General features: G+C 33.8%; 14 protein-coding genes. 8 read left to right on the forward strand and 6 right to left on the reverse strand.

The window, feature by feature from the left end; all coding sequences use genetic code 11:
- Positions 1–56: 56 nt before the first annotated feature.
- Positions 57–395, forward strand: a complete 339-nt coding sequence (locus FKR84_RS02650) for a DUF2853 family protein (RefSeq protein WP_141420643.1) — start codon at positions 57–59, stop codon at positions 393–395.
- Positions 396–536: 141 nt separating this feature from the next.
- Here FKR84_RS02650 and FKR84_RS02655 read toward each other — a convergent pair whose 3' ends face one another.
- Positions 537–968 (reverse strand): MgtC/SapB family protein, encoded by a 432-nt coding sequence (locus tag FKR84_RS02655; RefSeq protein WP_141420644.1) that lies wholly within the window; start codon positions 966–968, stop codon positions 537–539.
- A gap of 28 nt (positions 969–996) precedes the next feature.
- A complete protein-coding gene (locus tag FKR84_RS02660) occupies positions 997–2,013 on the reverse strand; it encodes an ion channel (RefSeq protein WP_141420645.1) in 1,017 nt (338 codons plus the stop codon).
- A gap of 276 nt (positions 2,014–2,289) precedes the next feature.
- On the opposite strand from FKR84_RS02660, the gene gntA reads away from it, so the two are divergent.
- The 4 genes from gntA to FKR84_RS02680 all read left to right on the forward strand — a co-directional run bounded on the left by gntA (position 2,290) and on the right by FKR84_RS02680 (position 5,037).
- A complete protein-coding gene (gene gntA, locus FKR84_RS02665; protein ID WP_141420646.1) occupies positions 2,290–2,934 on the forward strand; it encodes a guanitoxin biosynthesis heme-dependent pre-guanitoxin N-hydroxylase GntA in 645 nt (214 codons plus the stop codon).
- A gap of 4 nt (positions 2,935–2,938) precedes the next feature.
- Entirely contained in the window at positions 2,939–3,547 is a 609-nt protein-coding gene (locus FKR84_RS02670; RefSeq protein WP_141420647.1) for an FMN-binding negative transcriptional regulator, read from the forward strand.
- Complete coding sequence (locus FKR84_RS02675) at positions 3,537–4,115, forward strand: DUF1989 domain-containing protein (RefSeq protein WP_141420648.1); 579 nt, start codon at positions 3,537–3,539, stop codon at positions 4,113–4,115. The genes FKR84_RS02670 and FKR84_RS02675 overlap by 11 nt, the downstream gene beginning before the upstream one ends.
- A 79-nt stretch (positions 4,116–4,194) precedes the next feature.
- Complete coding sequence (locus tag FKR84_RS02680; protein ID WP_141420649.1) at positions 4,195–5,037, forward strand: CvfB family protein; 843 nt, start codon at positions 4,195–4,197, stop codon at positions 5,035–5,037.
- Here FKR84_RS02680 and FKR84_RS02685 read toward each other — a convergent pair.
- Positions 5,022–5,534: a hypothetical protein gene (locus FKR84_RS02685; RefSeq protein ID WP_141420650.1), complete on the reverse strand. Its 513-nt coding sequence runs from the start codon at positions 5,532–5,534 to the stop codon at positions 5,022–5,024. The two genes, FKR84_RS02680 and FKR84_RS02685, sit on opposite strands and share 16 nt — an antisense overlap.
- A gap of 57 nt (positions 5,535–5,591) precedes the next feature.
- The gene (locus tag FKR84_RS02690; RefSeq protein ID WP_141420651.1) at positions 5,592–5,969 is read right to left on the reverse strand and encodes a hypothetical protein; all 378 of its coding nucleotides are present in this window, start codon (positions 5,967–5,969) and stop codon (positions 5,592–5,594) included.
- A 125-nt stretch (positions 5,970–6,094) separates the two neighbouring features.
- Here FKR84_RS02690 and FKR84_RS02695 point away from each other — a divergent pair, with 125 nt between their 5' ends.
- The 3 genes from FKR84_RS02695 to FKR84_RS02705 are packed head-to-tail and all read left to right on the forward strand — an operon-like array spanning position 6,095 to position 8,995.
- A complete protein-coding gene (locus tag FKR84_RS02695) occupies positions 6,095–6,934 on the forward strand; it encodes a 1,4-dihydroxy-2-naphthoyl-CoA synthase (RefSeq protein ID WP_141420652.1) in 840 nt (279 codons plus the stop codon).
- The gene (locus FKR84_RS02700) at positions 6,922–7,458 is read left to right on the forward strand and encodes a PH domain-containing protein (protein WP_141420653.1); all 537 of its coding nucleotides are present in this window, start codon (positions 6,922–6,924) and stop codon (positions 7,456–7,458) included. Before FKR84_RS02695 ends, FKR84_RS02700 begins: the two co-directional genes overlap by 13 nt.
- Positions 7,448–8,995, forward strand: a complete 1,548-nt coding sequence (locus FKR84_RS02705) for a PH domain-containing protein (RefSeq protein WP_141420654.1) — start codon at positions 7,448–7,450, stop codon at positions 8,993–8,995. Before FKR84_RS02700 ends, FKR84_RS02705 begins: the two co-directional genes overlap by 11 nt.
- 33 nt (positions 8,996–9,028) lie before the next feature.
- Here the strand turns inward: FKR84_RS02705 and FKR84_RS02710 are convergent, their stop codons facing one another.
- Entirely contained in the window at positions 9,029–11,431 is a 2,403-nt protein-coding gene (locus tag FKR84_RS02710; protein WP_141420655.1) for an alpha-ketoacid dehydrogenase subunit alpha/beta, read from the reverse strand.
- 161 nt (positions 11,432–11,592) lie between these two features.
- Positions 11,593–14,436: a M1 family metallopeptidase gene (locus tag FKR84_RS02715; protein WP_141420656.1), complete on the reverse strand. Its 2,844-nt coding sequence runs from the start codon at positions 14,434–14,436 to the stop codon at positions 11,593–11,595.

Here is a 14,436-nt window from a genome sequence, read left to right on the forward strand (position 1 = left end):
TGATTTTTTGTTTATATTTATAGCAAGAGATTAAGTAACCATTAAAATTTATTAAAATGAGTAAACTAGACGAATTAGTAGGTAAGTATATTGAGGATGCCAATAAAATAGAAAGCAATCCGGATGTAGATTTAATACGTAAAATTGCTAAAAGTATGGGGCCATCTATTTATAATCAAGATGCTTCCACCGTTTCTTCTTCAGACAAAAAAGAGTTGGAAACAGTTAAGAAAAATTTCTTGATGAAAAAGTTGGGATTAAGCGAATCTGATAATTTAGATGAAGCGATTGATAGTGTTATGGAAAAATATGGAAAATCTAACAGGAATAAATATCGGGTAGTGGTCTATTATTTACTTGCGAAACATTTTAATAAAGAGTCTATCTATAAGTAAACCACGCATTTTTAAAAGAAACATACTAGAAAAGTATAGAGTAAGTAAAAGCTAACTTTATACTTTTTTTATTTTACGGAATTATTTTTTTGATAAATTTACAGAGTTTGGTATCTTCTGTTTTAATTGGTGCGATATAGATTAAATACTGTTATGTACTTTTTTACCAAAGTATCCAAAAATTAAATTAATTATTACCACCAAAACTGTAAAACCTGCTAGAACGTTGTATATGCCTAATCCGGCCAAACATCCGGCAGCAGCACTACACCAGATTGTTGCGGCAGTAGCTAATCCCCAAATTTTGTCAGATTTCTTTTGTTTTATAATAACCCCGGCACCTAAAAAACCTACGCCAACTATAATTTGACCAATTATACGAGTAAGGTCTGCGTTGGGTTCGTTATGAAAAAGTGTAGAAATCATTACAAAAATTGTAGCTCCTAAGGCTACCAAAATATTGGTTTTTAAACCCGCAGGTTTGCCTTTTATTTGCCTTTCTAGACCCATGCACAAACCCGCTAGAGTTGCGGCCCCGGCTTTGATTAAAAAATCTGTAAAAACAATTTCCATTTGATAAATTTTAAGGTAGGTAAATTTTTTATTTATCTTTTTTAGAACGGGCAATTTTAACGTCTTTCCAGTTCCAACCGTCATTTCTTATATAACCTTTGATTTTTCTTCTGCGTTCTTCCATATTTTTAATTTTTTTCAAACATTCTTTTTTGTTCTCCATTGTAAATTTATCCGATAGCTTTTCGAAATAATCAAAAGGAGGGGCTTCTTTTGCTGCGAGAATAAAGCTAGAATCAAGGCGCTCAAAAAAGTTGTCTAATGCTCCCCTTAATATATACCAATGGTATCTCTTTGTAGATTTATCTATCTGATAAACTTCCTGAATGGTTATTGTTTCGTCTAACACGGCTAAACTAAGTGTTACGGCGTGTGCTTTTTTATTAGAATGAAAATAGTGCAAAATAGGATAAGCCAAATGTCTTTCGCCATGCTTTATAAGCAGGTTTTCTAAGTTACTAAAACGCTGATATAGCGGTTCAAAATTATCACCATTATAACCATTTTCTATTATTTCTTCTGGCGTGGCGCCAAGCTTATCTATATGTACTGCCAAAGTTCTTTTATCTACAACAGCTTGAAGAACCGGTAAGATATAAGAAATACCCAAACTTATAAATATCATAGAATTGAGTCCCATAATATTAGAGACAATTTGCCAAACACCGGAGCCTGCACGATAATCGCCATTTCCTAAGGAAGTTAAAGTATAACCCACATAATATACTTGTCCTAGAGCAGTTGCCGGTTCTTGCGTGTGGTTATTAAGAACCGAATTATGGTCTGATATAAATATTAAGCTATAGCCAAACCATATTAGCGTTATCCACATAAACAGAAAAGTTAAAAGAATAATTGGACCGCAAATATTTAATATTTTGTTATCGCCATTTCCACGGGCTATAATAAAAAAGAGACGCCATACTTTCTTAGATACCCAATTAGAAAGTTGTCCGGCACCATTTATATTAACTATGGTTTTAAACATATCTACCAATACTAATAACTGTACCGCTATTCCTAAACCAATAAGTAAAATTTTCATTTAATCTTTAGTTCTTTAATTACACTATAAATATCTTATAATTTATGTATAGAAACCTACTGTTTAAATATATTTTTAACACTAAGGCGGTGTTATTTGTAGGTTTAATTCAATTTTGATGTAAAAAAACTTTCCGTAAAGAATATTTTAAAGAAATACAAGAAAATTATTTATAGAATAATCAAGCTGTTAAATTTAATTAAATTGCTTATAAGATAATCCTAATTTGTTTACTACTTTTCACAAAAGCTTCTATTTTTAATAAAAAATATAAAGATGACAACAAGTAAAGAGTGGTTTAAAGAATGGATTTTAGAAAACAACCATCCTTGTTTAATGGCACAAACAGTTTTTAAACAAGATCACGTATTTCTAAAAGATTATGAAGGTTTTGGCACTCAAAAATCTACTGATAAACTATTAGAAGATTTGGAAACCTATCTTAAAAAATATGACTTTACGGATAACAATTTCTTTACATTTATTGCTTGTTTCCCAAACGATTCTACAAACTCCGAAATTAATTTTGAAGAAAAACTGTGGCAACAATTAAATTTTTTACATCAAAAAGATGATTGCGATTGGGACGAGACTGTAGAGAAAAATCCGGAGAGCTCTAACTTTAGTTTTAGCCTAAAAGGTCGTGCTTTTTATATTGTTGGTATGCACGAGAAAGCTTCTAGGTTGGCGCGTAAAACACCTTTTCCAACCATTGTTTTTAATTTACACTGGCAGTTTGAGAAGTTACGGGAAATGAGCACCTACCAAACAGTTAAAAATAGAATTAGGAAACGCGATAAAAAACTACAAGGCAATATTAATCCTGTTTTAAAAGATTTTGGTGAAGATTCTGAAGCGAAACAGTATAGTGGCAGAATGCCAGAGAAGGAGTGGAAATGTCCTTTTCATCCTAAAAACTAACTTTATGTATCAACCAAAAAAGTATAAAAAAAACTCTACGCAATTTGCCAAAAAATTAATAAAGAATAATCCTTTTGCGCAATTTATTATACAAGGTAAACAGCTTTTGGCAACACATATTCCTGTTATGTTAGAAGACCAAAAAGATGGTTTTAGGTTGGTTACACATTTGGCCAACAACAATCCGCAAGCAGATTTTTTGCACGATAAAAAAGAAGCTTTATTAATTTTTTCGGGCCCGGATGCTTATATTTCGTCCAGTTGGTACCAAGAGAAAAACATTAGTACTTGGGATTATTCTGCAGTTCATATAAATTGTAAAATAAAAATTCAGACAAAAGAAGAGCTGGTAGCCTCTTTAAAAGATTTAGTTTATTTTTTCGAAAAAGAACAAGCTAATCCGTTATTTTATAAAGATTTACCAGATAAAATGATTGAAGAGCATCTACCCGGTATAACGGGTTTTTACTGTTACCCGCAAACTATTCGTGGAGTAGGGAAATGGCACCAAACATTTGAAAAAAAAGATGTAAAAAATATTATTACCGAATTACAACAAACCTGTCCACACAACCCATTAATTAACGATTTAAAGAAAGAGCATGATTTGTAAAATAGAAAAACAAAGCGGTACCGCCTTTACCTTGAAAAAAGGTCAACAATTAAAAGTGATAGATCCTATGGGAGAGCAAGTAAGCGATATGGTTTTATTTAATGCACAAGACCCGCGCGAAAAACTTTCTTCCGGCAAAACCTTAGATTTTCAAGAAAAAATTTTAATTGGAAAAGGCGATTTTTTATGGTCAAACCGTTGTAATAAAATGATGGAAATTTTAGAAGACACCAACGGTAGAAACGACTTTTTATTGGCACCTTGTAGTCCGGAAACATTCGAGATTATGTATGGCAATAATGACTATCACCCGAGTTGCTTTGAGAATTTATCTAAAAATTTAAAGAAATTTGAAATAGAACCGGATGATATTCCTACGGCATTTAATATTTTTATGAATGTGCAATGGGATCAAGATGGCAACCTATCTGTAGAGCCACCATTAAGCAAAGCGGGAGATTATCTTCTGTTTGAAGCGAAAATGGATTTATTGATTGGTATAACCGCGTGCTCTGCAGAAGACAGCAACAATGGCTCTTTTAAACCTATTCATTACGAAATTCTTTAAAACAAGCGAAGCATAACTATAGAAACGAAATGTTATATAGAGTTATTTATTCACTATCTTTGCGCCCTAAATTACAATTATGCTAAACTTAGGTCAATACCATACCTTAATTATAGACAGAGATACGCCTCCAGGTTTGTTTTTAAAAGACGAAACCGGTGAAAAAGAAAATGAAGTTTTATTGCCCAATAAATACAAACCCGAAAGTTTTGAAATTGGCGACGAGATAAGGGTTTTTGTTTATTTAGATCACGACGAACGTCCGGTAGCTACTACGTTAAAACCGTTTGTAAAATTAGATGAGTTTGGATTTTTAAAATGCGTAGAGGTTTCTAAAATTGGTGCATTTTTAGATTGGGGATTAGAGAAGCATTTATTTGTTCCGTTTAAGGAACAAGCCTATCCTATGAAAAAGAACGAATGGTATTTGATTTTTTGCTATTTAGATGAAGAAACCAACAGGTTAGTAGCTTCCAGCAAGGTAAACCATTTCCTTACCAATGCAGAGTTAACCGTAGAACCTTACGAAAAAGTAGACCTAATTGTCACCAATAAAACAGACATTGGTTTTAACGTTATTGTAAACGAGCTGCACCAAGGTTTGGTTTATCATGACGATATTTTTCAAGATTTAAAAACCGGCGATAAACTTAGTGGTTGGGTTACCAAAACCAGAAAAGACAACAAAATAGACATAGCTTTACAACGTCCCGGCTACAGAAGTATAGAGCCAAATGCAGATATAATTTTAAAAGAATTAGAAATGCACGGTGGCTTTTTGCCTCTAAACGATAAAACTGCGCCAGGAGTAATAAAAGATACTGTAGAAATGAGTAAAAAGAGCTTTAAAAAAGCAATTGGTACACTCTATAAAAAACGCGAAATTAGTATAGAAGAAGACGGGATTTACCTGCGTAAATAAAATACGGGTTGGTTGCGGTCGTAACGGTTGCGGTGTAAATAATAACCGGTATTTAATAAAGGTTGGCGCACATCTTCGTATACTTCATTTTTAATTCCGCCGTCTAAGGTGCGTTTACCATAATAATTTAAATCTACATTGGTACGTTGATTAAAATTGGTTTGGTTATAATAAACTTGCACCGTAGAATTTATTTGTTCTAATTGCCTTTGCGGAAATTCAGTATTGGTTTTTTGATTAGACGCCATATAAACTTCTTCGGGGGCAAAAATATTTACTTTTTTCTTTGCGGAATAACTGCTTATAAGCGGCAAATTAAAATTGCCAAAAACGTGGTTGGTTGTTTTTAAAGTGGTTAAACTTGGTTGTATAGATAAACTAAACAAAGAAGTCTCTACTTCGTTATTTACCGCCGGCAGATCTAAAGATTGGCTTTCTTGTGCCAAGAGTGACTGGCATAAAATAACAGAAAAAAGTAACAAAAATAATCGCTTCATTCTCAAAAACATATTTTGTTTAAAAGTAACAAATAGTATGCAAAACTACTCTTTTAATCAATAATTTTTACGAATGGGCGGAGTAGTGGGAATTCCAACAAGCTTAAAATTTCTTGGCTTCTCTATAACATAATAGCTAATATTGGGATATAAATTTTCTAACAAATAATATCTTTCCGCGTAAGCTTCTACTATATTTTGATACTTTAAGTATTGGTAATTTAAATTTTTAAAAGCCTTGTATTCAAAATTTTTAGTTTTTGCTTTATTTACTACTTGATATAAGTGGATTGGTAAAACAGATTTTTGTTTTTTATCTAAATCTTTAAAACTTAAAAACTGCAATTGTAAAGAATCTGCAGTAATGCCACTTTTTTGTGCATTGCCGTGTAGAAAAATAAAAAGAAGTAAAAACAAGACAATTGGTTTTTTCATAATAGCATAATTTGCTTCCCTAAATATAATAAAAATTATAATCTATTGAATAGCTTATATAGCGTGTATTTTTATTATTTTGTTCTTTTTAAAAGCTGTAATTTTACAAAAAACATTTTAAGACTATGAGTAAAATAGAGTGGAAGACCGCAAAGGAATACGAAGATATAACGTACAAAAAATCAAATGGCGTAGCCAGAATTGCTTTTAACAGACCAGATGTGCGCAATGCTTTCAGACCAAAAACAACTTCAGAATTATTAGATGCTTTTCACGATGCGCAAGAAGATACCGACATTGGCGTAGTTTTACTATCTGCCGAAGGACCTTCTTCTAAAGACGGCGTTTATAGTTTTTGCAGCGGTGGCGATCAAAAAGCGCGCGGTCACCAAGGTTATGTGGGAGAAGATGGTTATCACCGACTTAATATTTTAGAAGTGCAGCGTCTCATTCGCTTTATGCCAAAAGCCGTAATCTGTGTGGTGCCGGGTTGGGCAGTAGGCGGCGGTCATAGTTTACACGTGGTTTGCGATATGACTTTGGCCAGCAAAGAACACGCAATTTTTAAACAAACAGATGCAGATGTAACCAGTTTTGATGCCGGTTACGGTTCTGCTTATCTTGCCAAAATGGTAGGACAAAAAAAAGCACGCGAGATTTTCTTTTTAGGAAGAAATTACTCGGCTCAAGAAGCTTATGAAATGGGAATGGTAAACGCCGTAATACCACATGACGATTTAGAAGATACCGCCTACGAATGGGCGCAAGAAATTTTAGCCAAAAGCCCAACTTCTATAAAAATGCTAAAATTTGCTATGAACCTTACCGATGACGGAATGGTGGGGCAACAAGTTTTTGCCGGAGAGGCAACACGCTTGGCTTATATGACAGAAGAAGCCAAAGAGGGCCGAAATGCTTTTTTAGAAAAAAGAAAACCTAATTTTGAAAAGAAATGGCTTCCGTAGAAGAAACTAATTTTACCAACCAACAGATAGATTTGCAAACCTTGCCCAAGTATGAAGATTTGCATTTTCATACAATTAATAAACGCAACCTTAGCAAAACCTTGCTACAAAGCGGCATATTTGCTTTGGTGTTAGTTTTGCTTAATTTTCTGGCTTACTGGTTTTTAGCATCCGGTTTTTGGTTGCCCATTATCACAAGCATTTCTGGTGTATTAATTTTGCTTTTGGTAATACATTGTTTTTTGGCTCATAAAGCTTTAGGTTACGCTTTACGCGGAAAAGATATTGCCTTTAAACACGGGTATATTGTAGAAGAAATAACGCTAATTCCCTTTAATAGAATTCAACATGTGTCTACTTCTCGCAGTTTTTTAGATAAGTTGTTTAGCCTTTCGCAATTAAATATTTATACTGCCGGTGGACAGGCAAGTGACGTAAGTATTCCCGGCTTAACCCCAGATTTGGCACTTCAACTAAAACAAGAATTAGCCAATAAAATTAGCGAAAGTGTAGATGCAGACTAAAAGTTTTTCTAAACCCGAGCGCCAATCTAAAATTGGTATTTTGTTTATATTTCTTAGAACTATTTATAAACTTTTACGGGGTTTCTGGGTGTTGGCAGTCTATTTTATTTTGGGAGATTTTTTTTCCGGCCTCACTTGGTATATGGTTGCAGGTTCTATTTTATTAGGTTTGGCAGCCTTGATTTACAGTTATGTAGATTATCTTAAGTTTCAGTTTCATATTAATTATTCTGCACAAGAATTTGTTTTGAGCAAAGGCGTTTTCAATACAGATAATACCGCTATTCCTTTCTCCAAAATACAACAAGTCTATTTAGAGCAATCTATTTTACAACGTATTATTGGTATTAAAAGCGTTGTGGTAGACACGGCCGGTAGTAAAGAAAAAGAAATAAAAATTAAAGCTTTACAGCAAGAAAAGGCCTCCCACTTAAAAGAGATTCTGTTAAACCTGGTAGAAAATATAGAAACCGAAACCGTAACAGAAAAAGAGTTTCAAACGGAAGAAGCCAGCGTACAAAATAAAAAAGAGCCGGAAAAAGAAGAAGAATGGACGTACCGTTTGTCTGTTGGCAGACTACTTAAAATTGGGTTAACCTCCAATTATCTGCGCGGTATAGGCTTGTTATTTTTTCTTTACGGAACAATTCAAAGCGAGATAAACCAATTTGCTGTAGATAACGAAGTAGTAGGAGATGCATCTGAATTTATGTCTAACTCTACCGAAATTATTTTTAAAAGCGCTTTGTACATTTTTATTGGCGCAATTTTACTTTTTTTTGCCGGTTTGCTTATAACCGTAGTAGAAGTTTTTATAAAATATTACAATCTTAAATTAACGCAAACCAAAACTAGTTTGCTGTTAGAGATGGGTTTAAAAACCACTAAACATATTGCGCTAAAGCCAAAAAGGGTTCAGCTTTATCGGGTGCTTACCAATCCCATTCAAAAAAAGCTAAATTTATATGAGGTGCAATTGGCAATTGCCGGAAGCACAGATGGTTTAAGTAAAAACAAAGTAAAAATCCCCGGCTTAAAACAAGAGTTTTTAAAACATATTCATCGTTTTATATTTGATAAACCTTCTGAAAACGGAACGGTTTATAAACCTCATAAGATTTGGATTTTCCGTAAAGTAGTACGTTTTTCTATTATTCCTCTATTATTAATAACAGGATTAAACTTTATTTTTGAGTTTTCAGAATGGCATTATATTCTTCTATTTGGTGCTGTATTTTTAATTTTAGTAAGTGTTTATCAGTTTTTTGCTTATAGAAAGACTTATCTAAGTATATCGCCAAATTTCATTAGAAAAAATATAGGTTTATGGAATCAAAAACAGGAAATTGCGGAGATATTCAAATTTCAAGGCGTTAGTATAAAGCAGCCTTTTTGGTACAAAAAAAGAGGGCTAGTAAATATTACTCTGCATACAGCCGGGGGCGATTTGCATTACAGATTTATTTCTGAAAGTGTAGCTAAAGAAATTAATTATATACTGTATAAAATAGAAACATCCACAAAAGCGTGGATGTAACTATTTTTATTTGTATTTAAATTGCAGGTTTATTTAACGCAAAGCCGTAAATTTACTTGGGTTTACTTCATTAAAAATTCCGTAAACCTTTTCAAAAATATCCTCGGCAGAAGGTTTTGAGAAATAATCGCCATCTGTACTGTACGCAGGTCTATGCGCTTTGGCAGATAAAGTTTGCGGTTTACTATCTAAATATCTATAAGCATTTTGTTTGTCTACAATTTCAGATAAAATATAAGCAGAAGCTCCTCCTGGCACATCTTCATCAATAACCAATAATCTGTTGGTTTTTTGCACACTTTTTACAAGATCTTGGTTAATATCTAAAGGCAACAGCGATTGTACATCTATAACTTCTGCATCTATACCAATTTTCGCCAATTCCTCTGCGGCTTCCTCTACAATTCTAAAAGTAGAACCGTAAGAAACCAAGGTAATATCTTTACCTTCTCTTACTGTTTCTATAACGCCAATAGGCGTTTTAAATTCGCCTAAATTATCTGGCATTTTTTCTTTAAGACGGTAACCGTTAAGCGATTCTACAATAAGTGCCGGCTCGTCGCTGGCCAATAAAGTATTGTAGAAACCAGCGGCTTTGGTCATGTTTCTTGGCACCAAAACGTGAATTCCTCTAATTAGATTTATAATACCACTCATTGGCGAACCGGAGTGCCAGATACCTTCTAAACGGTGTCCACGCGTTCTAACAATTAATGGTGCTTTTTGTTTTCCTTTGGTACGATATTGTACGGTTGCCAAATCGTCACTCATAATTTGCAACGCATACAAAAGATAATCTAAATACTGAATTTCTGCAATAGGGCGTAAGCCTCGCATTGCCATCCCGATACCTTGACCCAAAATGGTGGCTTCTCTAATCCCGGCATCGTCTACACGTAAAACGCCGTGTTTTTCTTGCAAGCCTTCCAAACCTTGGTTTACATCGCCAATATTACCGGAATCTTCCCCAAAAATTAAGGTTTCCGGTTTGGTTTCGAAAATCTTGTCAAAATTATCACGTAAAATTAAACGCGCATCTACCATTTCTGCATCTTCTGCATAATTTGGTTCTACGCCTTCTATATTTTTGGCAGCCCATTCACTTTCACTATATAAATGACTGCTATAATCCGGTTGATGTTCGTTGCGGTAATTCTCAATCCAAGAAACCAATTCTTGTTTTTCGGCACTGCTTTCTTTAATTAAGTAGTGCAAGGTTTTACGCGCAGTTCTTAAAAGGTGATGCTTTTCTGGTTCTTTACGATTTTTAAGATTTTCTATTAAACTCTTTATTTCCTCGTTATGCGCTACTTTTTCTAAAATGCCCAACAAGGTTTTTTTGTCTTCTTTCTGTGGTGCCGTAATAGCTTTCCAAGCGGCTTTTTTACCTTCTCGTACTTGTTTTTTGGCGTCTTTTTCTATTTTATCCAGTTCTTCTTCGGTTGCAATTTCAGAAGAAATCATCCATTGGCGCATCTTTAGGTTACAATCGTTTTCTTTTTCCCAATCTAAACGATTTTTATCTTTATAACGCTCATGAGAACCAGAAGTAGAATGTCCTTGTGGTTGTGTAAGCTCTATAACGTGAATTAACACCGGCACGTGTTCTTCACGCGCAATTTTTTCTGCTTTTTGGTAAGCTTCTATAAGTGCTGGATAATCCCAACCTTTTACTTTTATAATTTCGTAACCTTTATGCTTGTTATCGCGCTGGAAACCTTTTATAATTTCTGAAATATTTTCTTTGGTGGTTTGGTATTTTGCCGGTACAGAAATTCCGTACTCGTCATCCCAAACATTAATTACCATTGGCACTTGCAGTACGCCACCGGCATTTAAAGTTTCCCAAAACAAACCTTCGCTAGTACTTGCGTTCCCTATAGTTCCCCAAGCAATTTCGTCGCCGTTTTTAGAGAAATTTTCGGCATCTATACCTTTTACATTTCTATAAACCTTAGAAGCTTGTGCCAAGCCCAAAAGTCGGGGCATTTGTCCTGCGGTAGGGGAGATGTCCGGACTGGAGTTTGGTTGCTCGGTTAGATTTTTCCAGCTGCCGTCTTCATTTAAACTATGCGTTCCAAAATGTCCGCCCATTTGTCGGCCACCAGACATAGGTTCTTGCTTAATATCTGTGTTGGCGTAAAGTCCTGCAAAAAACTCTTCTACGCTAAGCAGACCTTTTGCCATCATCAAGGTTTGATCTCTATAATAACCAGATCTAAAATCACCATCTTTAAAAGACTTTGCCCAAGCTAATTGTGGTACTTCTTTACCGTCTCCAAAAATACCAAATTTAGCTTTTCCGGTTAGTACTTCTCGTCTACCCAACAGGCTACATTCGCGGCTAGTAACCGCAATTTTATAATCGTTTATTACCTGTTCTTTGAATTCGTCAAAGGAAATATCTTTATCTTTAGTAAGCGTATCGTTCTGCATGCGTTGAATTTTTTTAGTGCTAGCGAAGATAAGAAAAATACTATTAAATTTCAACTAAAAAAGGAACCTATATATTATGAATTTTTTAGTGAAAAAGAAATGTATTGTGAATATGAAAATAAATGTATTGTTTTAAAGCTTTTTTTTACGGAAAAAACAATTTAATACCAACGACGCGTAAATAATTTAGTAAGCGTATTAAAATCTAAAGAAACAATAAAACGTATTTTTTGGTCGTAGTCTGGTTGTGCAATTTCCCAACCTAGATTAGAATATACAGGAAAGAAAATCTCAAAATAGTCTTGTACTAAATTTACGCGAATTCCAGAATCGTAAACAAAATCAGCACTTTGTCCTTTATTTTTTAGAAAACCAACATCGCCGTAGGCCAAAATCCAATTCCATATAGTAACGCTAGAGTTTAAGGTGCTTATCCACTGGTTGGCAAATGCAGGTTCTAATTGCGATTTAAAACCACCTTCTGCTTCAATAAACTGCTGACTAAATAAACCGCTGCTTTCGCTACGGCCATAGTAATTATAATCAAATAGATAATCTGTAGGTCGATCTAAAGCAAAGCTAAAATAATCTGAATCGTGGTTATCGTTATACAAAAACAAGCCGCTAAAGAATCTAAACTCTAACTGCCGGTTATTCAAAAATAATTTTCGCCATTTTGTAGTTATCGATATTTTACTGAATTTTTTTGCAACCTGATAATCTATATTATTGGTGTAATAATCTGTAAAATTACGGTTGCTATAATTGTAATATATGTTAAGCACGCTATAATCTGGCTCGTCTACAGGATTTATAGAAGATTTGTCCCTAAAAACATTTACACTTCTAATAATTAATTGCTGAGCTTGATTGGCACGCAAATTTTCGTCTCTAAATCGAATGTTTAAAAAAGGAGAAAATTTGTGATAATACAAATCTTTGGCATAGGAATATCTGGTGCCGCTAAAACCATATTGTACCGCACTCAATTCTTCATTTCTGTATTGATGTGTGTTAGAAATAAATGCAGAACCCACCAAAGCGCCACTATTTAAACCAATTTTAGGAGCTATTTTATAGTTAAAAGTTTTGCGTAAAAAGGTCTTGTTATACAATTTAGGACCAATAGTTAAACCGTCGTAAAGGTTGTAATCAAATTCTGGCATTATAAAAAATTGCTGGTAGCGGCTATCTTCTACATCCTGCAATAAGCGTAATTGCAATGGTTTATTTAATAAAGTACTTACGCGGTGGTAGTTATTACGTTCGTTTATTTCTGGGATAACATGTTCATAATTTAAGGCAATTCTATCTGCATCATCTCTAGCAATACGCACTGTTTTTTCTTGGTTAAAACCTTCTACCCAAAGTTTTGAAACTATACTGTCGTTTTTTATAGTATATAAAGAAACCGGCATCTGGTTTTCGTAGCGGTTTTTTAGGGTCACCTCCAGACTATCTTTAGATTTTTTTACGCGTTTTATCTTAAAATCTATAAGAGTATTACTTTGTACGTAATCATTAAAAAACCAATCTGCGTTTTTTTGACCATATTTTTTTAAGATTGCCCGAAAATCTTCCGGGTTCACCGTTTGTAACTTATAATTTTGATAAAATTCTCGAATTGTTTTAGATAAAGCATCATTTTGTAAATAATCATTCAAATAGTTAAAACCAATCCCCGCTTTGTAAGGATTTGCAATGTTTTTATTGAATTTCACCAAAGAATCTTGTGGGGTAGTTAAAGCTTGGTCTAAATTTAAACGCGCCATATTTTGGTACAACATCGCATATTGACTATTAAAATCTAAGTCTGCCGCGTGAAACCAGCGTATACCAATTATATCACTAAAGTTTCCTATTAATTTTACGTCCGGATAAAAAACTTCTACATATTCTATCATTAAATAAATGTGAATAGCGTCTAATAACCAGCGTTCTTCGCGCGGATTTAAGCGTAAAGTATTTTCTAAGTATTTTTTTGCAATAGTCTTCAGCAATTTAATATCGTATTGAAAACCATCTGGAAACGGTCGTATAAATTCTGGTAATTGGTTAAAACCATATACCGGATTCACTTGGTAATCTTCCTGCGTAAGCAATAATTTTTTATGCGGATAATCTCCTAATTTTGTCTGTAGAAAATGAAGAACCCTATCTGTAATTAAAGCTCTTACTTCCGGCTGAATTTTACCTTCTTTTATGTTGGTTACCACTTGGGTAACATCTGTGTCGATGTTTCTAAAAGTATCGGAATTTTTAATTAGATATAATTCGGTATTTAATTGGTTTTTACCAATTAGTTCTATCTGTTTGCTTTGCGTATTTTTTAATTCTTCGCTGATTTGGGTAAGGTTAGAATACACTTCATATTCCGGCGGAAGCTCTAAATCTATTTTCAAATCCATTAAAGGAAAAAACAGGTCGTTTAAATCTTTATTGCTGTAAAAATTCCATTTGTTGGTATAATTTACCGGCGTTATAAGCCAGTATTTTAATTTAAAATTCTTATTTTCATAACCATAATTGCTAAAACGATGGTGCGGCGGTCTTACCCGGTAATTCAAATTTAAAGTAATACTGTCGCCGGGTTTTAATTTCCGTTGCAACGGAATTGCAATAACATCTGGATGCTTTTCCGGTCTAATCCAGTTTGTAACTTTATCTTTATTTATCTTTACGGAATTGATAAAAGTAAAACCCCTATCTGCTTTTTTGGCGTAATGAAAACTGCGTATATAATCTTCTGCAAAACGTTTTCCAAGAGGGGTGGTTTTACTTTTGTAGCTGTTGTTCCAATCGTTTAGGTAGAGGGTATCTAAATTTTTGGTAGATTGATTGGTATAAACAATAGCTTGGTCTAACAATAATTCCCTTTCTAAACTATCGAGTTTTACCGCTACCTCAATATTGGTTTGGGCGTAACTGCTATAGTTGTAAAAACCAAGCAGAAACGCCAAAGTAAAAATTATTTTAAAAAACTTTTGGTCAATAAACGGAATCAT

It is taken from the genome of Haloflavibacter putidus, assembly GCF_006546625.1.
GTDB classification, from domain to species: Bacteria; Bacteroidota; Bacteroidia; order Flavobacteriales; family Flavobacteriaceae; genus Mesonia; species Mesonia putida.

Bases quoted from the DNA above. Each gene is read 5' to 3' on its own strand.
- FKR84_RS02650 (WP_141420643.1), top strand. From the start codon at position 57: ATGAGTAAACTAGACGAATTAGTAGGTAAGTATATTGAGGATGCCAAT.
- FKR84_RS02655 (WP_141420644.1), bottom strand. From the start codon at position 968: ATGGAAATTGTTTTTACAGATTTTTTAATCAAAGCCGGGGCCGCAACT.
- FKR84_RS02660 (WP_141420645.1), bottom strand. From the start codon at position 2,013: ATGAAAATTTTACTTATTGGTTTAGGAATAGCGGTACAGTTATTAGTA.
- gntA (WP_141420646.1), top strand. From the start codon at position 2,290: ATGACAACAAGTAAAGAGTGGTTTAAAGAATGGATTTTAGAAAACAAC.
- FKR84_RS02670 (WP_141420647.1), top strand. From the start codon at position 2,939: ATGTATCAACCAAAAAAGTATAAAAAAAACTCTACGCAATTTGCCAAA.
- FKR84_RS02675 (WP_141420648.1), top strand. From the start codon at position 3,537: ATGATTTGTAAAATAGAAAAACAAAGCGGTACCGCCTTTACCTTGAAA.
- FKR84_RS02680 (WP_141420649.1), top strand. From the start codon at position 4,195: ATGCTAAACTTAGGTCAATACCATACCTTAATTATAGACAGAGATACG.
- FKR84_RS02685 (WP_141420650.1), bottom strand. From the start codon at position 5,534: ATGAAGCGATTATTTTTGTTACTTTTTTCTGTTATTTTATGCCAGTCA.
- FKR84_RS02690 (WP_141420651.1), bottom strand. From the start codon at position 5,969: ATGAAAAAACCAATTGTCTTGTTTTTACTTCTTTTTATTTTTCTACAC.
- FKR84_RS02695 (WP_141420652.1), top strand. From the start codon at position 6,095: ATGAGTAAAATAGAGTGGAAGACCGCAAAGGAATACGAAGATATAACG.
- FKR84_RS02700 (WP_141420653.1), top strand. From the start codon at position 6,922: ATGGCTTCCGTAGAAGAAACTAATTTTACCAACCAACAGATAGATTTG.
- FKR84_RS02705 (WP_141420654.1), top strand. From the start codon at position 7,448: ATGCAGACTAAAAGTTTTTCTAAACCCGAGCGCCAATCTAAAATTGGT.
- FKR84_RS02710 (WP_141420655.1), bottom strand. From the start codon at position 11,431: ATGCAGAACGATACGCTTACTAAAGATAAAGATATTTCCTTTGACGAA.
- FKR84_RS02715 (WP_141420656.1), bottom strand. From the start codon at position 14,436: ATGATTCCGTTTATTGACCAAAAGTTTTTTAAAATAATTTTTACTTTG.